This window comes from Ochrobactrum sp. XJ1, assembly GCF_024701725.1.
GTDB lineage: Bacteria > Pseudomonadota > Alphaproteobacteria > Rhizobiales > Rhizobiaceae > Brucella > Brucella anthropi.
In genome coordinates, this window is sequence record NZ_VDGD01000008.1 from 172,081 (window position 1) to 191,432 (window position 19,352).

Below are 19,352 nucleotides of genomic sequence, written 5' to 3' on the forward strand. Positions count from 1 at the left end.
CGATCATTCAGCGGGTTGTACGAAGCCGGAGGTATTTTCGCGGCGTTCCTTGCCCGGAACCAAGACGGCCCAGATGAACATGAAGGCCGAGATCACCACGACGACGCCTGAGCCGAGACGGATCCAGTAGAACAGCGCCAGCTGGTCCTGCACGACCATGAAGCTTTCACCCAGAACACGCTGCAGGTGGGTCTGGACAACACCTGCGAAGGTCAGTGCAAAGGTCATCACGGACATGGCCGTGCACATGGCCCAGAAGCTCACCATGGAGAGCATCTGATTGTATGGCGCCCGTCCGCGCAGTTCCGGGATCGCATAGGCCATGACTGCGAGATTGAGCATGACATAGGCACCGAAGAAGGCGAGGTGTCCGTGGGCGGCGGTAAGCTGCGTGCCGTGGGTGTAATAGTTGACCGACGACAGCGTGTGCAGGAAGCCCCATACGCCCGCACCGAAGAAGGCCATCACCGAGCAACCGATGGACCAGAGAAGGGCTGCACGGTTTGGATGTTTGCGACCGGCCTTCCATGTCATCACGAAGGTGAAGATGACCATGGTGAAGAACGGAGCGACTTCCAGTGTCGAGAACAGCGAACCGATCCACTGCCAGTAGCCCGGTGCACCGATCCAGTAATAGTGGTGACCTGTTCCGAGAATGCCGGAGAACAGCGCCAGACCGACGATGACATAGAGCCATTTTTCGACGACTTCGCGGTCGATGCCGTTCAGCTTGATCATCAGGAAGGCGAGGATCGACGCCATGATGAGTTCCCACACGCCTTCAACCCACAAATGGATCACATACCACCAGTAGAGCTTGTCGAGCGCGAGATTGATCGGATTGTAGAAGGCGAACAGGAAGAACAGGGCAAGGCCCCACAGACCGAACAGAAGGATGTTGGTCACGGTCGTCTTGCGGCCCTTGAGCGCCGTCAACGTGATATTGAACAGGAAGATCAGGCAGACGACGACGATGCCGACCTTGATGATGAATGGCTGTTCGAGAAATTCACGCCCCTCGTGAATATGGAACAGATAGCCGACAACGGCGACACCGGCCGCCACGAAGAACAGCCAGAACTGGATGACGGCGAGTTTGGTGCTGTAAAGCTCGGTTTCCGTTTCTTCCGGCAGAAGATAATAGGTCGAACCCATGAAGCCCATCAGCAGCCAGACGACCAGTGCATTGGTGTGGATCATGCGAACGATGTTGAAGGGCAACAGCTCTGACAGCGTATTGGGCAGAACATAGATCGTACCGGCGAGAACACCGAATGCGACCTGCGCGATGAACAGCACGAGCGCTCCATAAAAATAGAGCATCGCGACCTTTTGGCTTTCATATTTCATATCATAAAACTCCGTTCATCCCGCGCTCAGCCTGCCTCGTTGGGCGGCCAGTTCTGCGTCTTGATGCGACTGGTCCATTCGAGGAAATCAGCCAGATCGTTGAGTTCCTGTTCGCTCAGGTTGAACTGGGGCATCTGGCGACGCCCTTCTATCCCCGTGGGCTGCGCCTGCATCCAGGCTTTCATCGTCTCGCGTGCGCCTTCCGGGTCTTCTTCGCCACCCCAGCGCTTCCAGACATTGCCAAGCTCGGGTGCAAAATATGCGCCTTCGCCAAGCAGTGTGTGGCAATTGATGCAGGAGTTTTTCTCCCAGATGTGCTTGCCGCGCGCGACCGCATCGGTCAGCGTCGATTCATCCGTGGAGGTGGTTTTCATGTAGTAATGGCTGTGCGCCGTCAGCCCCACGAAGATCGCGAAAAAGAAAATAGACCCGCCGTAGAAGACGTTTCGTGCGCCGGTCTTGGTTAGGCGTTCTGCCATCCCCTTCGTCCTTTCATTGGCCGAAGGCGGAGCCTCGGCATCAAATCCCCCGTCGATAGTGCGGCTGGTCAATCCCCTCGCCAGCATCACGGGACAGGACTGTTCTATCGGTCGGAGGAAAGCCTTCTTTGCGATTTGGCAAAGACTGGAGCATTTCCGAGCCAAAAGTGCGAAGCGGCTTTGCGTCGGATAATACGTAAAAACAAAGAGATAGCGTGCTGCTCAGAGGAGGAAGCGCACTGCGACAGAACGCACCAGTGCCAGTGTGAGCAGAACGGCGGGCCAAGCCAGCAAGGCAGGCTTCAGTATGCCGTCGGTTCCGCGCATTTCCATGAAATCGAGGATGACGAACCAGCCTTTGGCAAAAGCGAGGATCAGTACAATGACGATGGCTGCGAGCACCCCGGCGCTGGTGCCTGCGATAAATGCACCGCTCAAAGCGAGAATGATCAGAACGACGAATGTACGGGTCAGGGATGAATAGTCACGATCGGACACTGCGGGCCTCAGGCAAGATAAAGGACAGGAAACATCACCAGCCAGACGAGATCAATCGCGTGCCAGAGCGTCGTGATCAGCAGAACATTGGAAGCAGATGGTCGCCATGCGACCAGCGCCAGAATGATCGATCCGAACAGCACATGCATGAGGTGAAAACCGGTCAGGAGAAAATAAAGCTCGAAGAACGAACCAGTTGCTTCATCACCAGCAAACTGGATTTCATGCGAATATTCGACGAGCTTGATTGCTACAAAAACGAGGCCGAAAAGGGCGGCATATAAAAGCGGACGGCGAGCCTGACTAGCATTGTGACGTCTGCGCACGGCAATTGCCGCCTGCCAGCCGCTCATCAGCAGCACAACGGTGTTGGCTGCAGCGAGGCCGGGGCTGAGATGCGCGCGCAACTGCGCAACGCCTTCCACATTGATGGCCGACATCACCATGAACGCAATCAGCAGGATTGCGAAGGCAACGAGTTCGCTCCACACGAGGATCCAGAGCAGAAGATCATCTTCCGCGCGATCCTCCGCGTTGATTGCAGTTATGGCCAAATCTTCGGTTCCAGACATGGAACATGCCTAGCGCCCGCAGTTCAGGCCTTCTTTGCGTTTTGGCAAAGAAGAAATGCACTGACGACGACATTGTATCCTCGCCATAGAAAAGGAAATTTCAATGACGGATGCACAGATCGGGCTCATGGTCGCAACACCGGCGATCATCGGCTTTTCACTGGTTCTTTATCGTATGGGAGCTTTACAGGGCGCGGGCACGCTCTCCGCCGTTGCGGCTTCCATCGTGATTGCAGCCGTTCTTTTCCTTGGTCAGTAGGTAGAGGGAAGAATTATGGACGCGCCGTCAGTCTTGCACGCGACCGATATCAGCCGCCTCGAGGCCCACCATCATGATCTGCTGGAACTGTGTCTGCGGTTGGAGGAAATCGCTGAGGATCTCGAGACCGGCACCTCTGTGCAGGAGTACCGGCGGATATCAACGCTCATTCCGCGTCTTGTTGGTGAAACCCATGCGCTTGAAGAAGAAGTTCTGTTTCCAGATTTCAGTCGGCAGGCTCATTCCCATTTCGCCAACGCCGTCATTGAACGCCTGAAGGCGGAACATCGTTGTGACCGGCTGGCCGCCGAAGAATTGTCACAGACATTGATGGCAGTTGCAGACGGTCGTTGCCGTCTCGCTTCCGACACCATTTCATACATGGTGCGTGGCTTTATGGAGAGCGTGCGCCGCCACATCCTGTCAGAAAAGCTGATGATAGAGGCGCTGCTGGCAGCGAAATCCGAGGAGCGGGAAGTTTTTGGATGAGGCGAAGGCGATATGCCGGGCGTCTTTCGTTCGGCATACCGTGTTTCCGGCTGTTCTACCGTTCGCCGTCGGCAAGCCGTCTCACACCTGACATATTGAGTACGGTCAGTTTCTGGCGGCCGCCCCGAACAAATCCTTGCGCTTCCCAGCCCGTGAGAATGCGTGACACTGTATGCAGTGTCGTTCCGGTCATCTCGGCGATATCCTGTTTGGTGATTGGAAAATCGATCCGGATGCCGTCATCTTCTTTCCGGCCAGCCTGACGGGCGAGGCGCAGAACGGTGTGCGCGACACGCCGTTCCACTTCTTCCGTCGACATCTCACGGATACGCGTGTGGGCTTCTTCCAGCCTTTTGCCGATTGTCTGGATCGCATTCATTGCCAGACCGGGATTCTGCTCGACAAAATAATCCCAAAGCTCGGTTGGCCAGGCCAGTACGATGCTTTCCGCCACGGCAATCGCTGTGCCGGGATAATCGCTTCTCTGCAAGGCTCGGGCAAAGCCGAAAAGGTCCCCCGGATGCACCATGCGGACGATGATCTGCTGTCCGTCCGGGGTGATCTGATTGACCTTCAACCGCCCGTGCAGGAGGAGGTAGAAAAGAACGGCATCGTCGCCTTGCTCGAAAATCGCCTCTCCCGGAGGAACGCGCTTTGTAGTTGCATACGAAACAAGCTTATCGAGTTCGCCATCACTCATTTTGGCGAACAAGGACAGTTTCCTGACTAGTCCGCGATCTATCAAGGACATTGCGTTTCTCACACTCCAAGACCCTGTATCTACCTTAGCACAGCAAGGCGGGCTTGGAATTGTTTTCGGAGCCGGGGATCGGGCATTCACAATTAATCCCTCATGCGCCGATGTTCTGGATGCGCTTCCATACCACAGCATACCAGCGGTTGTCTCGGACCAGCCGGAAACCGAGATTGTCGGGTGGAACGCCGACACTGCATCCTCCGGTTTTCGGGTTGCGAATGAACGAACTCATTGCAGCGCGGTGCTTGCCATTGACGACATAAACGCCGCACGATGGCACTTCCGCGACCTGCTTGCCGTAGGCATCGATATTGACGCGGCGGTGGCAGGTCTGCGTCCATTCCCACACATTGCCTGCGATATCGGCTACGCCCAGCTCGTTGATACCGAAAGCGCCGGCGGGGCGTCTGGTCGGGCTCCTGTCCAGCTTGCGAGCGCTTTGCTTTTCATAGTCTCTCAGCCAGCGGATTGCCGGATTGGCCGCAGCATCGTCCTCGATGCCAAGGGCGTCGTCGGGAAAGCGCGAGCCGGCAGCGAATGCCCATTGCTCGTCTGTCGGCAGATGCCAGATTTCGCCGGTTTTGCGTGAAAGCCAGTCGGCATAATTTTGCGCATCATCATAGCTGACGCCAACGATCGGACCCTCTGCATCGGATGCATCGTGATTGTGCGGCAGGGCCTCGGCGGACTGGCAGTCGCCGTCGGCGACGCAGCGCTCATAGTCAGATGTGCTGACCTGATACTTCATGATCTCGAATGCCCGCTGCAGCTTGCGGGTCGTCAATGGGGCGTCAACGGGGTAATTGTTCTTCTGAAAGTCGCCATCGGCCCGATACGTCATGGTACGAGGAGCGATAACGATCATTTCCGGACCAACGGCCGACGCGCGCGGCATTGCGCGGTCTGGACGTCCAACGACATCAACGACGATCAATCCCGCGATGACCGCCAGCAGAACCGCCGGAACGGCCACGGCAAGCTCGCGCAGGCACTTTTTTCCTTTGCCTTCGTTCATCGGATATCAGGGGACCGCATCCGTCCGGGAGGCAGATGGATGCAGCCCCGAGCCTTTCATCCTAAAGCATGGTCAGAGCATTTCCAGCGAATGTGCGAAGCGGTTTCGCGTGGATAATGCGTGCAGAGGGAGAGAGCGGTTCCGATTCCGTTTTGACTGGAGCCGCTCCAGGTTTGCCAAAGGCGCTCTGGGAGGCGAAGCGCCTTCATACATTCGCTTTACGTGCCAGATGGTGCGAGAACCGACGTCATCAGATCGTCGTTCCATTCACCCGTGACCTTGAAGTGGGCGGCAGCGCCGAGTTCAAAAGCCTCGATCAGATTGTGGTTCACATAGGCGTAGATGCCGGGCTGCTGGAACGTGTAGAAGGCTGCTCCGGCGGCACCACCCGGAATGAACCAGGTTTCCTGATCGACGTCGGGCGGCGTATTGAACTTGCCGGTCGCCCAGACATAATCCCCATGCCCCCCGATCAGATGTGGTCTCGTATCGCGGTTGGCCTGCGAGTGGACGATCAGGACTTTCTCGCCAACCGCCGCCGTCATGGCCTTGTCGCCAGTCAGTGCGCCCACAGCGCCGTTGAACACCACATGGGTCGGAGTGAGAGTGCGCATGACCTTGACGGTGTCTTCATAAGCGTCGCCGGGCGCCTCGTATTTCTTGTATTTGCCGTTCTCGTCGCGCGGTACATAGAAATCCTGTTCGCCGACATAATAAATCTTGTCGTAGGTCAGTGCTTTGCCTTTGCCGTCATGCAGACCCTCGCGCGGCAGCACCATGATCGCACCATTCATGCCCGATACGACATGCCAGGGAACCATTCCGGGAGGTGCGCAGTGGTAGACGAAGACGCCGGGCTTGGTCGCCTTGAAGCGCAGGATGGTCTTTTCTCCCGGATTGATTTCGGTCAGCCCGCCGCCGCCCAATGCACCGGTTGCCGCATGGAAATCGATATTGTGCATCAGCGTGTTGGTTTCAGGGTTGATGAGTGTCAGTTCGAGATAATCGTCCTGATGCACGACCATCAGCGGTCCTGGTACGGTGCCGTTGAATGCCATGGCGTGAACTTCGGTTCCCGCATCATCGATGACGATCTTCTTTTCCTCGATCACCATGGTGAATTCGACCACCTTGGGTCCGCCTTCTGCAACCTGACTATGGGCATGCACGAAGGGAGGGTCCACAAGCTCCACCTTCTGGCGTGGAAGTGCTGCTATTTCTGCCGCAGTTGCCTTCCGCACCGCGCCTTGTCCCCAGGCGGATGTGGTTGCCAGAACCGGCGCAAGCGCCCCAGCCAGGGCGGCTCCTGCCAATATGGTGCGGCGACTGATTTGCATCTGTTCGGCCATCGATACTCTCCTTTACGATAGGACCGAGCATTTCCTGCTCTGTCATGCCGACTATAGGAAGAGGCACTTCGATGTTCCTTGACTGCGATCAAGGTGACACAAAAAATTGGGTAATATTAGGCGTTTAATATCAATAACTTAAGCTAGCTTATTGATGTCTGTCCCGCTTTATTTGCGCTGGAACAAAGGCTCAGCCGAAGGGGTTTGGCCAAAAGTGAAACCAGCGAACAGATTGGCTCTGTTCGCTGGTTTCGATGATGCGGATATGCGTCGGGAGATTAATCTCCAAATCGCGCTTGTACTTCAGGCATCGCCATCTCCGGAATCCACTCCGGCTCGTAGGTCAGTTCGACATTGACTGCATGAACCCCTTCGACAGATTCGGCGCTCGCACGAACGGCATCAGTCAGATAACCCGCAGCCGGGCAACCGGGCGTTGTCGTCGTCATACTGATATCGACAGTTCCGCCATCACCAATGTCGATACTGTAGATCATGCCAAGGTCAACGAGGTTGAACCCAAGTTCGGGATCGAGCACCAGACGCAGATGTTCGATGATCTGCCTCTCCAGCTGGTCATGTACCGTGTGTTGCATGACGACTACCTCGCATCTCCAACACGGATCATTATACGATAGGCGGTGCCGGTCTCATCGAAATTGCCGACCCATTCGTGACCACGGTTTTCGAGTTCGGGAAAGAGGAATAAAGGTTCGCGGTGCAGCAGGGCGAACAGAACCGCGCCTGCAGGCATCTCTTCCACTTCCGCAAGAATGCGCACCATTGGTTCCGGCGGCTGCATGTCCGAACAATCGAGATAGCGTGATGGTTCAGGCCAGACATCCGGTGAACCGACATTGTCCGAGAACCGCAGTTCAGGCGCGGCGTCCATCGCCGGACTGAACAGGACTTGCCAGTCGCCATCCTCCAGCGGCTCCGCTTTTGCGGAAAAGCCTTTTCGCTCCATGACACTGAAAAGCGGTGCCGGTTTGAACGGGGCGATCAGCAGGAGGCTTTGTCCCGGCAAAAGACCGTCAACTGCTTCCATGATGGCATTGAACGGTTCCACGCCGCCCTTGATCAGAGGGCGCACGTCCAGCACATGATGCGTGATGTCCTGAACTGAGAGTGTCATTTCGATCTCCTGAGAATTGGTTCACCGGCATAGATGAGATGTGGCAGGGTTGCCCCTTTTGGCAGGCGTAGGCCGTGCGGTACATCGAGAAGCCGCCGGGCGCGGAAGAAGTGCACGATCAATGCAAGGATCGCCATGAGATTCAACGTAATGGCCAAACGAAACACGGTTGGATATTCGGCAATCAAAGCCAGCGTCGCGACGGCAACGCCAGTATAATAAAGAGAGAACCACTGACGTGTGCGGCGCTCGCTGACCATATCCTGCACACGCGGCGTCGGTGCCCTGCCCATGACAGGACCATAACATTCGAGCCAGGTCAGGAACGGCACGATCTTGTATAGCTGGGCAAGGCTGAGGCCGGTCAGCCAACCGAAGGCGAACAGATAGACGAGGGCTGCAATCATCGCATCGGTAGTGCCTGTCCAGAACAGGGCAATTGCCAGAAGAAGCGAGAGCCCTAGCGCGATGAAGGCTGGAATACTGGCGGCACTGTTCAATTCTATCGTCTTGCGCTTGCGCTGCCGGTAGATCGTCTGAATATCGACGATATAGAGCGCAATGCAGGCGATTCCGGGAATGAGAGCCGCCGTGACGGCAATTTCGACCGATCCCCTTTCCAAGGCGACAACGACAATTCCGACAGCGAGGATGGTCAGGGCAGCAGCGCCTTCCCACCAGATAATTCTGGTTGTTTGCCGCGCAGCATCAGGGGACAACATGAACATTGTCAGTAGTCTGTAACTTACACCCATAGCTGTGAAAGTCATCCAGCCACCGAGACCAAGCGCTGCGTGAACCGGCAATGCCGCTCCCGCAATATCGAGCAGAACGGCTTGCTCCGTAAAGCCGGAGAGCGCGAAGGTGAAAACACTGCCAAGCAGAGCTGTTGTCATAAGGCAGCAGATGCCTGCCGCAACAAACCGCGCGGGCAAGGCGATTGGGCGAGCGAGCCAGAGCGTCATGCCCAGTATGGCGAAAATGGTGGAAAATCCGCAGGTCAACAGGATGCCAGAGACCGGAAGCAACCATGCCGGGCTCTCCGTCAGCCCAGCCATGCCCGCAAAACCAATGAGCAGGCCGGACAAGCCTGTCACGAGCAGAAGCAAAGCCGGGAGGCTTGCCCGGCTTCCCCACAGGGATTTGTTCACGAGAACCGGCACAAATTGCAGGAGTGCGCCGCTCATGAGCAGTGCAAGCCATCCAATAGCGATGGCGTGCACAACTATCAGTGTTTCCGCAGCGCGAATTCCATGACCCGGAAAGCCGAAACCGCCTGCCATCAAGGCAAGTCCAAAGACAAGGAAAGCCAGCGAAGCGGTAAAGTAGGATAGGGTCCAACGGGAAAGCGTCGCGCCGATCATCTCAGTTCGTCCTGGACGTTGTGCCTACAAGACTTCAGTGATTGCCGCAGGTGCACTCATGGTCAGCACCATGATGGCCTTTTCGGCGACCGATTTCGACCCGCCACAATGGACCGGTTTCCTTGTAGACCCACGAGAATGCACCCGGATTGCGGGTTTCAAGCTGGTGGCGCAGTGGCACCGGATCGTGATCATTGATGATTTCCAGCGCTTCGCCGGGTTCAAGCGAATCGATCATCGAGAAGATCGTCGCATGTCGCGAAATGGGCGGTATGGTGCGAACATCAATTACGGGGGATAGTGAGACAGGTTCTGCCGACATCTGATTGTTCCGTGGCTGTCAGGCTTCGAAGCATGATGATGACAGCCGCATCATCATTCGAGCCATTCTAGAGTGACAGTCACAAACCGGATTTGTTGTATCTCAAATAAGGCGGGAATTTTCCTTGCGATCGAAAAGCGTGTGAGCCACCCGGCACGGTGGCTCAGTTGCAAAAGTTCAAGATGGGGCCGATCACCGGTTGCTTGAGAGTGCCTGCACCAGATCGGTTTCCAGATCTTCCGGATCTTCCAGGCCGATCGAGATGCGAATGAGCTGAGCGCCAATTCCCAGGTGGTTTTTCTGGTCTTCAGGCACAACCGCGTGGGTCAGGGAATATGGATGCTGAATGAGACTTTCCACGCTTCCGAGGCTGACTGCAAAGTGGAAATAACGGGTCGAAGTCAGAATACGTTCGACGCGTGTCAGGTCGCCTGCAACCTCGATAGAAATGACGCAGCCGAAGTTGACCATTTGTTCAGCGGCCAGTTTATGCTGCGGATGGCTGGCAAGGCCAGGATATACAACCTTGGTCAGTCCCAGTTCTTCAGCTCTTTGTTCGAGACTGGTCGCCAGCTTCAGTGCCGTTTCCGATTGCCTTATGCTGCGGATTTCCAGGGTTTTCAGCGAACGGTGCAGAAGAGCGCAATCTGTCGGTGACATGACCGAGCCCAGGGCGTTCTGCAGATAACCAACCCGTTCGGCAAGCTTGGCGGGTGCGTTTGCAGATACCGCGACCACGCCCCCCAAAAGATCCGAATGCCCGTTCAGCATCTTCGTTGCCGAATGTACAACCACATGAATTCCATGATCGATAGGACGCTGGCCTGCCGGCGATGAGAAGGTGCTGTCACAAACCGTAATTGCACCAGCCTGTTTGCCAAGTTCAGCAACAAGTGACAGATCGACAATGCGAAGCGTTGGATTGGACGGGGTCTCAAACCAAAGCAGAGCTGGCATATGGTCGAGGACAGCCTGGCGCAGTGCAGCTTCGTCGGAAAAATCCACGAAATTCACATTGTGCGCCGCCGTGACTGGTCTGACATCGGCCAGCAGTCGGTAGACACCACCGTAGAGATCGTTATGGGCCAATATCGACGAACCGGCCGGAAGCGCCTCCAGCAATGTTGCGGCCGCGGCAAGCCCGCTCGGGAAAACGAAAGCTGCTGCCGCGCCCTCGAGATCGGCAAGACAGCGTTCAAGACCGTTTCTGGTCGGATTGCCGCTGCGGGTATAGTCGTACCCCTTGCTCGCTCCTATGCCATCCTGCACGTAGGTCGTCGCATGATAGATCGGAGGGATCACGGCTCCGGTCAAAGGGTCAGGTTCCTGACCGACATGGATCGCACGTGTTGCAAAACCGGCCTGATTGCGAGGAGGGTTTCTGGACAATTTTTTGTCTTTCTGAAGTTGGTCTGTCGGACCCGGATTGCTTACCAGCTACTCACCGGTTTCATAATATGATTTTCCAGCTCTATCGGGCACATTTCCTTACGCTAGCCAAATTCACGGCTTCTAGCGGCTTTCGGGGTAAGTGCAGTCTCACTCGCCCGCAGGATCAGGTTTGCCCCAACCAGTATCTTTACCGGCGGTTGCGGTTCCGCTGTATTGATCAGGTCGTCGAGAACGGTAACTGCGAGATTTCCGATTTTCCGTTTGGATACGTCAACCGTTGTGAGACCCGGCTCCATGGTTGCACTTTGCGGCAGATTATCGAAGCCAATCACCGAAACATCGTCAGGAATACGAAGACCCTTGCCCCTCAGTGCGCGGATGAAGCCATAGGCGATGATATCGTTCGTGCAGAAATAGCACTCGGCCAGATCGAGTCCTGAATGCAGCATCGCACAAGTATCGCGATGGGCGCCTTCATAGGTCGATTCAACCGAAAGGATATCGCGCTCCTGAACCTTCAGGTCCAGACGCTGCATATTCTTGAAAAACGCATCGCGACGAAGACGGAAGTTTGTCGTTTCCGTATGACTGGCGACAAAACCGATCCGCGAAAAACCAAGCTGCTTGAAGCGCGACAGAACCTTGAAGACGGCGTCCTCATTGTTCATGTCGACGAAATTGGCTTCAATGACCTCATAAAAGGTATCGATGAAGACTGTGGGCAGGCCGAGCCCCTGTATCATGTGGATGTCTGCCGCCGAAAGCTCGGTCCCAAGCGCGATCACACCGCGCACTGGCGCACCGGCAAGCGATTCCGCTACTGCACTTATCGGCTGCCCGTCGAAACTTACCACTTCCAGCGTATAGTTTCGGCGCGTCGCTTCCGAGGACATGCCGTCAATATAATCCGAGACAAAAACACTGTGATCGCGGTTGACCGTCTCGCCATGCTTGGCAATCTTGAGAAAGCGGATCGTCTCCCCGGTGCTTGGCGCAGTTTTTGACGCGCGTGGAACATAGTTCAGTCTGGAAACGGCTTCGAGGACACGTGCACGCGTTTCGCCCGAAATTTCGCCCTTACCGTTGAGCACAAGCGAAACCGTAGCCGGAGAAACGCCGGCAGTCTCTGCGATGTCTCTGATCGTAAAAGACTTTTTCTTTTTCATATGCTCCGCACGATTATAGGAATTCGGTTAAGGACATAGGCTCCGGGAACGAGAATATCTGCCATTTGTATGGCATCTGCTCTCGGGAACTTCAAATCCGCAATTGGCACCAGATTCAATATGTTGCCGGTTTTGGTCTCAGATCAAGAATTAACAGGCCCCATCTTTTCAACGGCAAACGTTCGATTTTGCATCCTGATATGAATCATATGTTTAGTAAACAATATGAGCGATAATTAAACCGATTAGGGTAAAATCGATCCACAGGCAACGGAAATTTGCCGATATTGCGCTTGACAGCTGTATGCCATCTCGTCATTTATTTAGTGAATAACAGTTTTGTTTACTAAACGTGGTAGGAGGAGACCATGCAGAAGACAAGCAATCAGCTTGCTATGCTTGTTGTCATCAATCTCGGATTGCTCGCGCTTGGCGCGTATATTTCGGGAGGATCTTTCCTATCCCTGTTCAATCTGCAGTCCATGGCAGGTCAGGTGCCTGAAATCGGGCTTCTGGCAATCGGCGTCATGTTGGCCATGTGCGCTGGCAATGGCGGGATCGATCTCTCGGGCATTGCGCTAGCCAACCTTTCCGGTGTGCTCTCCGCTGTTATCGTTTCGATGTTTATCTCAAGCGCCGAAAACCAGCTTGGCTTCAGCCTCGCCTTTATCGGACTGGCACTGGTGATCGGTCTTGCGGGCGGCATCGTCAACGGAATCCTGATTGCGCGCTTCAACATCACCCCGATCCTCTGCACGCTTGGCACGCAGATGGCTTTTACGGGTCTTGCGGTTGTTGTGTCTGGTGGTCGCGCTGTCATGGTCGGCAGCCCCGATCTTCTGTCGCGCATCGGCAATGACATGTTTTTGGCTGTTCCGATCAGCTTCCTGATCTTCATAGCGGTAGCCTTGCTGATCGCAGCGGTCGTGCGCTTCACACCTTATGGCTACTGGCTGATGCTGATGGGCACCAATCCGAAAGCCGCTGTCTTTGCTGGTTTCCCGCGTAATGGCGTGTTGATTGCGACCTATGCCACGAGTGGATTTCTCGCAGCGATTGCAGGCATCATTATTGCAGCGCGCAACGTCAACGTGAAGTTCGACTATGGCAGCTCGTATCTGCTGGTCGCCATTCTCATCGCCGTCATGGCGGGCGTGAAGCCTGAAGGTGGCTATGGCCGTGTTATCTGCGTGGTGCTGAGCGCTATTGCTTTGCAGCTCATGTCTAGCCTGCTCAACTTCGGCGGCCTTTCCAACTTCGTCCGCGACTTCGCCTGGGGCCTGCTGCTGCTCGCCTTCCTTGCCGTCGGAAAATACGACATCGCGGGATTCTTTACCCTCGGCAATCGCCAAAAGGGAAACATCGGTGCTCAACCCTCAGGCACCCGAACATAGACTTTGGGGGATGGTAAGTGTGGAGGAAATGATGAAAGCAACAACGAAAAAACTGCTCACCGGAACCATCATTGGTGCAGCGATCGTCGCGGGCAGCGCGGGCACGCTCGTCGCACAGGAAAAGCCGGTCATCGCAACGGTCGTCAAGATCAGCGGTATTCCTTGGTTCGACCGCATGAACACAGGCGTTGAAGCCTATCAGAAGGCCAACCCGGATGTGGTTGCAACACAGAGCGGGCCGGCAACGGCAGACGCAGCACAGCAGCTTCAGATCGTTCAGGACCTCGTTGCCAAGGGCGTCAATGCGCTTGCAGTCGTTCCTATGGACCCAGCTGTTCTTGAAGGCACCTTCAAGCGCGCCATGGAACGCGGCATCGTTGTTGTGACCCACGAAGCCGACAACCAGGTCAACACCATGGCCGATGTCGAAGCCTTCGATAATGCCGATTACGGCACAGCGCTCAATGAGCGTCTGGCAGAATGCATGGGCAAGAGCGGCAAGTGGACCACCTTTGTTGGCTCGCTCGGCAGTCGCACGCACATGCAGTGGGTTGGTTCGGGCGAAGAAAACGCCAAGAAGTATCCTGACATGCAGCTCGTCGATCCGAACAACGAATCCTTCGACGATGCCAACGGCACCTATGAAAAGGCCAAGGAAATCCTGCGCAAGCATCCTGACCTGAAGGGCTTCCAGACCTCTGCCGGTAACGACGTTCTCGGCGTTGGCCGCGCTATCGATGAAGCTGGCCTGAGCGGCAAGGTATGCCTGGTCGGCACCGGTCTGCCAAACCCTTCAGCTGATCTGCTGGAATCCGGTGCGATCACAGCAATCGGCTTCTGGGATCCGCAGAAGGCTGGCATGGCTATGAATGCGGTTGCCAAGCTTCTGCTCGAAAAGAAGGAAGTCAAGGAAGGCACCGACCTCGGCGTTGAAGGCTATAACAAGGTCAGCGTCAAAAAGGGTGCCGGTGAAGGCCTTCTCGTGATCGGCAACGGCATGGTTATTGCTGACAAGGCGACCTACAAGGAACACCTGTTCTAAGAGCGCTGCTACAGGCTGACTGACCATCGTGTGCGGACATCGTTCAGCCGCACGCGGTGGTGTCAAAAGCCCGGATGCTTCACTGCATCCGGGCGCCTGAACCAAACGAACTATCTAAAATCAAGACATTAGCGCGTGGCGAACGAAAGCCAACGGTCCTACAGCCAGCCCAATCGCTTTGGCGAGCGGTGCGGCGACAAAGGAATTTAACGTGTCAACTACGACGAAGAATGGGACGAGCAGCGACCGGTCGCCGGATCGTTTTCTCGAACTGCGCAACATCCATAAGCGGTTTGGCGGCGTTCACGCGCTGCGCGGCATCGATCTGACAATCGATCTTGGCCAGGCCTATCACCTGTTGGGTGAAAATGGCTGCGGCAAGAGTACGGTCATCAAGATCATGTCCGGCGCACATGCACCCAGCGAAGGCGAGATCATTCTCGATGGCAAAACCTATACTTCGCTGAACCCGATCCAGTCGCTGGCAGCCGGTATCGAGACCGTCTATCAGGATCTGTCACTTATCCCCAATCTGACCGTCGCTGAAAACGTAGCGCTGAATGAGCAGCTTGTTGAAGGCAATGGCCGACTGTTCCGCAGTGTCAAGCTTTCGCAGCTTCGCGAGACTGCGGAACGGGCATTGAGCACGGTTGGCTTGCCAACCGACAAAGCCTTCCTGAACACAATCGTTTCCGAGCTGCCGCTTGCCATGCGCCAGCTGGTTGCCATCTCACGCGCAATCGCAACCCGCGCCAAGCTCGTCATCATGGATGAACCGACCACATCGCTGACCCGTCGCGAAGTGGATAATCTGATTGAAGTCGTTGAACGCCTGCGCGCAGAACGCGTCGCCGTGCTGTTCGTCACCCACAAGCTTGATGAATGCTATCGCATCGGCGGCAATGCAGTCGTCTTCCGCGATGGCCAGTGCGTGGCACAAGGCCCGATCGAAAACTATACCAAGCAGCAGCTGTCCGAGCTGATGATCGGCAGGGAAATCGACGCTGAGCGTTATCGCACGGCACAGCCTGGCGACACCGAACTGCTCAAACTCGACGGCCTTACCGCATCGGGCTTCAAGGACATTGGCTTTACCCTTCGTAAGGGTGAAATCCTCGGCATTACCGGCCTTGCAGATTCCGGACGCAACGAGCTGGCCATGGCAATCACCGGCGTTGTACCTGCTGATAGAGGTTCAATCCGCCTCGAAGGTCAAAAGACCGAAGTTAAAAGCCCGGCGGAAGCCATCGAGCGTGGCATTGGCTATGTGCCGGAAGACCGCCTTGCAGAAGGCCTTTTCCTCGATAAATCGATCTTTCAAAACGAGATCGCTCTGATCTTCAGAAAGCTCTGCAACAGCCTTGGCATCGTTGATCAGAAACAGGGCCGCAACATCGCCGCCTCGCTCATGAAAGAGATGCGGCTGAATACAACCAATCTCGACCTGCCGGTTGGCGCGCTTTCGGGCGGCAATCAGCAGCGCGTTTTGATTGGTCGCTGGCTGAGCATTGGCCCCAAGCTTCTGGTGCTGCACGGCCCGACCGTCGGCGTCGATGTGGGATCGAAAGACACAATTTACCGCGCAATTCAGGCGCTGGCCGAAGCTGGCATGGGCCTCATCATCGTCAGCGATGATCTACCGGAGCTTCTGCAGAATGCAGACCGCATTCTCGTCATGAACTCAGGCAGCATCGTTGCCGAACTGGATGCTGCACAGGCCACCGAAGATCAGCTCTATCAAGCCATGATGTCGTCGCAGAAGGAAGTTGCCTAATGAGTGCGTCGCAGTATCAACAGGATGTGGGGCGGGCTCACTCCTTCAAACTGGGTGACTTCATTCGCAGGCGCCCGGAATCGATCACTTTCTTTCTGCTCGTGGCAATCTGCACGATTGTCTCGATCATCAACCCTGCATTCCTGCAAGCCTCGACACTGATCGATATTGGCCGTGCCAGTGTGGTGATGGGCCTGTTTGCGCTTGGCGTCTTCATCATTCTCGCCGCTGGCGGCATTGATGTTTCCTTTACGGCGATTGCTGCCACGACAGTCTATTCGCTGACGCTTCTGGTGCAGGCCTATATGCCGGAACTGCCGATCGTCTTCATCATTCTGATGGCGATTGCTGGCGGTATTTTCCTCGGCGTCCTCAATGGTCTTCTGGTGCATTACCTCAATGTACCGTCACTGATCGTCACCATCGGCACACAATATCTCTTCCGTGGCTTCCTGCTGGCCTTTGTCGGCACGGTCTGGATCATGTCCCTGCCCCCGACAATGGGCGCCTTCGGTCGCCTGCCGCTGTTCCAGTTTGAATCGGCAACCGGTGCCACCATCACCATGCCATTCTACTTTCTGGTGCTGCCTGCGGCCGCAATCCTGACCTGGTGGATATTGAACCGCACTTTGATGGGCCGCGCGATTTTTGCGATGGGTGGTAACAGCCAGATCGCAAGCCGCCTCGGCTATAATCTGCGCACCATCCATATCTTCCTGTTCGGCTATGCAGGTGGTCTGGCCGGACTTGCAGGCATCATCCATGTCTGCGCCAATCGCCAGTCGAGCCCGTTCGACTTCGTCGGAACCGAAATCGCCGTTATCGCCGCTGTGGTTCTGGGTGGTGCACGCATCACCGGCGGCACCGGCACAGTCTTCGGCACCCTTCTCGGTGTGCTGCTCATCACCGTCATCAACAGTGTTCTGGTGCTCGTCGGCATCCCCAGCACATGGCAGCGTCTTGTCGTCGGCTGCTTCATTCTGCTGGCTGCCGCCTTCTTCGTCACCCGCCAACGCAAGAAATAACCCGATACTCTCAAGAGGAAATCATGAAGAAATTCCTGAACGATCCCGTCAATTTCGTGGATGAGATGCTTGAAGGCATCTATCGGGCGCATCCCGAGCTTACCTTTGTCGACAACGACAAGCGTTGCATGGTTACAGCCAATACCAAATCCGGCAAGGTCGGCATTGCAACTGGCGGTGGCTCCGGCCACCTGCCGCTGTTCTTGGGCTATATCGGCGAAGGCATGATCGATGGCGCAGCTGTCGGCGGCGTCTTCCAGTCGCCAAGCTCGGAACAGATGTATCAGGTCACCAAGGCTATCGATCAGGGCGCCGGCGTTCTTTACATCTATGGCAATTACAGTGGCGACATTATCAATTTCGATATGGCCGCAGAACTTGCCGATCTCGATGGCATCGCCGTCAAGCAGGTTGTCGGCAATGATGATGTGGCTTCCTCGGTTGTCGGTGAAGAACACAAGCGTCGCGGCGTTGCCGGTATCTTCTTTGTCTATAAGGCAGCTGGTGCCGCCGCCGCCAACGGGCTGTCGCTTGATGAAGTGACGCGTCTTGCCGATAAGGCACGTCTGCGCACCCGCACCATGGGCGTTGCACTTTCCAGCTGCGTTGTGCCGGAAATCGGTCACGCCACCTTCTCCATCGGCGAAGATGAAATGGAAATCGGCATGGGCATCCATGGCGAACCGGGCATCAGCCGCAAGAAGCTGGCCAGTGCCGACGCCGTTATCGACGAGCTGATGGAACGTATTTTTGCCGAACAGACCTATGCCAAGGGCGATGAAGTAGCCGTGCTGGTCAATGGTCTTGGCGGCACGCCGCTTGAAGAGCTTTACATCATGTTCCGCAGAGTTTCCCAGCTGTTTGATGAGCGTGGCGTCAAGGTCAAGCATGTCTGGATCGGCGAGTTTGCCACTTCCATGGAAATGGCTGGCGCGTCAGTTTCCGTGCTGCATCTCGATGACGAATTGGAACCGCTGGTTGCCGCTTCCGCCAACACCCCATTCTTCAAGCATTTTGCGGGTTGAGGTGCAGTCATGAACGTCATTACAGCATCTGATCTGATCAATCTCTTCGACAGCTGGAAGCAGCTTTTTGCAGAACAGCGCGAATTCCTTATCGCGCTGGACGGTAAGGTTGGCGATAGCGATCTCGGCATCACCATGAGCAAAGCCTTTGCAGCGGCTGCGGAAGCTGTCCATGCGGAAGGCGAAGCCGCTGGTATTTCCAAGCTGTTGCGCACGGCTGGAACCACCATGGCGCGCGTTGCGCCATCGACCATGGGTACGCTGACCGCAACGGGCTTCCTGCGTGCAAGCAAGGCCTGCGATGGTATCGACGAGTTGGGCACTGCAGAGATTGCCGCCTTCTGGCGTGCCTATCGCGATGGCATTGCCGAACGCGGCAAGGCAAAGGTTGGCGACAAGACACTTCTCGATGTGCTTGATCCAATCGCCGTAACGCTTGAAGCACAAGCTGCAGCTGGTGCATCACTTACTGATGCGCTTGCAGCTGCGGCCAAGGCCGCCGAAGATGCGCTTGAAGCGACTAAAACGATGGTTGCCCAGCACGGCAAGGCCGCAGCTTTTCAGGAAAAGACCATCGGTCTTCAGGATGCAGGCGCAACTGTCGGTATGCTGTTGATCACCAGCATGTCGGCTTTTGTTTCGGCAAACACATAAGAAGATCAGCGAATGGCTGATAAAGTTCTGCCCATGACGAAGACTCTGGTCCTCCGGCTCTTTATCAGCTGATCGGCCCTTCACAATCTGAAGGAAATGTTGGCAGAACCTGGCATCGCGCTAAACCACTTGGTTACGCATCGTCGGGTTCTGTTTTTCAGATCAAATCTGCCGGGGCGCTTATTGTGATCAACAGCTCGACAATGTTGGCCTGAAACAGTTGGGCTGGCGACGCATGGGATGGAATACTATTGATTAAGTCGGCGTCTGTTTTGCGCCTTCATTTCGAGC

General features: G+C 55.8%; 21 protein-coding genes. 8 read left to right on the plus strand and 13 right to left on the minus strand.

Annotation, left to right across the window (positions count from 1 at the left end):
* Nucleotides 1-3: 3 nt before the first annotated feature.
* The 4 genes from FG152_RS16010 to FG152_RS16025 all read right to left on the minus strand — a co-directional run bounded on the left by FG152_RS16010 (nucleotide 4) and on the right by FG152_RS16025 (nucleotide 2,899).
* On the minus strand, nucleotides 4-1,350 hold the full coding sequence (locus FG152_RS16010) for a nitric-oxide reductase large subunit (protein ID WP_010660606.1): 1,347 nt from the start codon (nucleotides 1,348-1,350) through the stop codon (nucleotides 4-6).
* Nucleotides 1,351-1,376: 26 nt separating this feature from the next.
* Nucleotides 1,377-1,829 carry a c-type cytochrome gene (locus FG152_RS16015; RefSeq protein ID WP_010660607.1) on the minus strand — a complete coding sequence of 151 codons (453 nt, stop codon included), beginning with the start codon at nucleotides 1,827-1,829 and terminating at the stop codon, nucleotides 1,377-1,379.
* Between the two features lie 222 nt (nucleotides 1,830-2,051).
* On the minus strand, nucleotides 2,052-2,327 hold the full coding sequence (locus FG152_RS16020; RefSeq protein ID WP_010660608.1) for a cytochrome C oxidase subunit IV family protein: 276 nt from the start codon (nucleotides 2,325-2,327) through the stop codon (nucleotides 2,052-2,054).
* An 8-nt stretch (nucleotides 2,328-2,335) separates the two neighbouring features.
* Complete coding sequence (locus FG152_RS16025) at nucleotides 2,336-2,899, minus strand: cytochrome c oxidase subunit 3 family protein (RefSeq protein ID WP_010660609.1); 564 nt, start codon at nucleotides 2,897-2,899, stop codon at nucleotides 2,336-2,338.
* 103 nt (nucleotides 2,900-3,002) lie between these two features.
* Between FG152_RS16025 and FG152_RS16030 the strand changes: the two genes are divergently transcribed.
* The gene (locus tag FG152_RS16030; RefSeq protein ID WP_010660610.1) at nucleotides 3,003-3,158 is read left to right on the plus strand and encodes a hypothetical protein; all 156 of its coding nucleotides are present in this window, start codon (nucleotides 3,003-3,005) and stop codon (nucleotides 3,156-3,158) included.
* A 15-nt stretch (nucleotides 3,159-3,173) separates the two neighbouring features.
* Nucleotides 3,174-3,647 (plus strand): hemerythrin domain-containing protein, encoded by a 474-nt coding sequence (locus FG152_RS16035; protein ID WP_010660611.1) that lies wholly within the window; start codon nucleotides 3,174-3,176, stop codon nucleotides 3,645-3,647.
* Between the two features lie 55 nt (nucleotides 3,648-3,702).
* Here the strand turns inward: FG152_RS16035 and FG152_RS16040 are convergent, their stop codons facing one another.
* The 9 genes from FG152_RS16040 to FG152_RS16080 form a co-directional block, all read right to left on the minus strand.
* Nucleotides 3,703-4,398, minus strand: coding sequence for a Crp/Fnr family transcriptional regulator (locus FG152_RS16040; protein WP_010660612.1), 696 nt, complete (start codon nucleotides 4,396-4,398; stop codon nucleotides 3,703-3,705).
* A 100-nt stretch (nucleotides 4,399-4,498) separates the two neighbouring features.
* Complete coding sequence (locus FG152_RS16045; protein ID WP_010660613.1) at nucleotides 4,499-5,419, minus strand: SUMF1/EgtB/PvdO family nonheme iron enzyme; 921 nt, start codon at nucleotides 5,417-5,419, stop codon at nucleotides 4,499-4,501.
* A 218-nt stretch (nucleotides 5,420-5,637) separates the two neighbouring features.
* Nucleotides 5,638-6,768: a copper-containing nitrite reductase gene (nirK, locus tag FG152_RS16050; RefSeq protein WP_010660614.1), complete on the minus strand. Its 1,131-nt coding sequence runs from the start codon at nucleotides 6,766-6,768 to the stop codon at nucleotides 5,638-5,640.
* Nucleotides 6,769-7,046: 278 nt separating this feature from the next.
* On the minus strand, nucleotides 7,047-7,364 hold the full coding sequence (locus FG152_RS16055) for a metal-sulfur cluster assembly factor (protein WP_010660615.1): 318 nt from the start codon (nucleotides 7,362-7,364) through the stop codon (nucleotides 7,047-7,049).
* A 5-nt stretch (nucleotides 7,365-7,369) separates the two neighbouring features.
* Nucleotides 7,370-7,903, minus strand: a complete 534-nt coding sequence (locus tag FG152_RS16060; RefSeq protein WP_010660616.1) for a DUF2249 domain-containing protein — start codon at nucleotides 7,901-7,903, stop codon at nucleotides 7,370-7,372.
* The gene (locus FG152_RS16065; protein ID WP_010660617.1) at nucleotides 7,900-9,267 is read right to left on the minus strand and encodes a hypothetical protein; all 1,368 of its coding nucleotides are present in this window, start codon (nucleotides 9,265-9,267) and stop codon (nucleotides 7,900-7,902) included. Before FG152_RS16065 ends, FG152_RS16060 begins: the two co-directional genes overlap by 4 nt.
* 34 nt (nucleotides 9,268-9,301) lie before the next feature.
* Nucleotides 9,302-9,589 (minus strand): DUF2249 domain-containing protein, encoded by a 288-nt coding sequence (locus tag FG152_RS16070; protein WP_010660618.1) that lies wholly within the window; start codon nucleotides 9,587-9,589, stop codon nucleotides 9,302-9,304.
* Between the two features lie 192 nt (nucleotides 9,590-9,781).
* The gene (locus tag FG152_RS16075) at nucleotides 9,782-10,978 is read right to left on the minus strand and encodes a trans-sulfuration enzyme family protein (RefSeq protein WP_010660619.1); all 1,197 of its coding nucleotides are present in this window, start codon (nucleotides 10,976-10,978) and stop codon (nucleotides 9,782-9,784) included.
* 104 nt (nucleotides 10,979-11,082) lie between these two features.
* Nucleotides 11,083-12,147, minus strand: coding sequence for a LacI family DNA-binding transcriptional regulator (locus tag FG152_RS16080; RefSeq protein WP_010660620.1), 1,065 nt, complete (start codon nucleotides 12,145-12,147; stop codon nucleotides 11,083-11,085).
* A gap of 368 nt (nucleotides 12,148-12,515) precedes the next feature.
* Between FG152_RS16080 and FG152_RS16085 the strand changes: the two genes are divergently transcribed.
* The 6 genes from FG152_RS16085 (at nucleotide 12,516) to FG152_RS16110 (ending at nucleotide 19,061) form a co-directional block, all read left to right on the plus strand.
* Complete coding sequence (locus FG152_RS16085) at nucleotides 12,516-13,541, plus strand: ABC transporter permease (RefSeq protein ID WP_010660621.1); 1,026 nt, start codon at nucleotides 12,516-12,518, stop codon at nucleotides 13,539-13,541.
* A gap of 31 nt (nucleotides 13,542-13,572) precedes the next feature.
* A complete protein-coding gene (locus FG152_RS16090) occupies nucleotides 13,573-14,583 on the plus strand; it encodes a substrate-binding domain-containing protein (RefSeq protein ID WP_010660622.1) in 1,011 nt (336 codons plus the stop codon).
* A gap of 211 nt (nucleotides 14,584-14,794) precedes the next feature.
* Nucleotides 14,795-16,357, plus strand: coding sequence for a sugar ABC transporter ATP-binding protein (locus tag FG152_RS16095; protein ID WP_010660623.1), 1,563 nt, complete (start codon nucleotides 14,795-14,797; stop codon nucleotides 16,355-16,357).
* Nucleotides 16,357-17,382: an ABC transporter permease gene (locus tag FG152_RS16100; RefSeq protein WP_010660624.1), complete on the plus strand. Its 1,026-nt coding sequence runs from the start codon at nucleotides 16,357-16,359 to the stop codon at nucleotides 17,380-17,382. The genes FG152_RS16095 and FG152_RS16100 overlap by 1 nt, the downstream gene beginning before the upstream one ends.
* A 23-nt stretch (nucleotides 17,383-17,405) precedes the next feature.
* Nucleotides 17,406-18,407, plus strand: coding sequence for a dihydroxyacetone kinase subunit DhaK (locus FG152_RS16105; protein WP_010660625.1), 1,002 nt, complete (start codon nucleotides 17,406-17,408; stop codon nucleotides 18,405-18,407).
* A 9-nt stretch (nucleotides 18,408-18,416) separates the two neighbouring features.
* Nucleotides 18,417-19,061 (plus strand): dihydroxyacetone kinase family protein, encoded by a 645-nt coding sequence (locus FG152_RS16110; RefSeq protein ID WP_010660626.1) that lies wholly within the window; start codon nucleotides 18,417-18,419, stop codon nucleotides 19,059-19,061.
* Nucleotides 19,062-19,352: the final 291 nt, after the last annotated feature.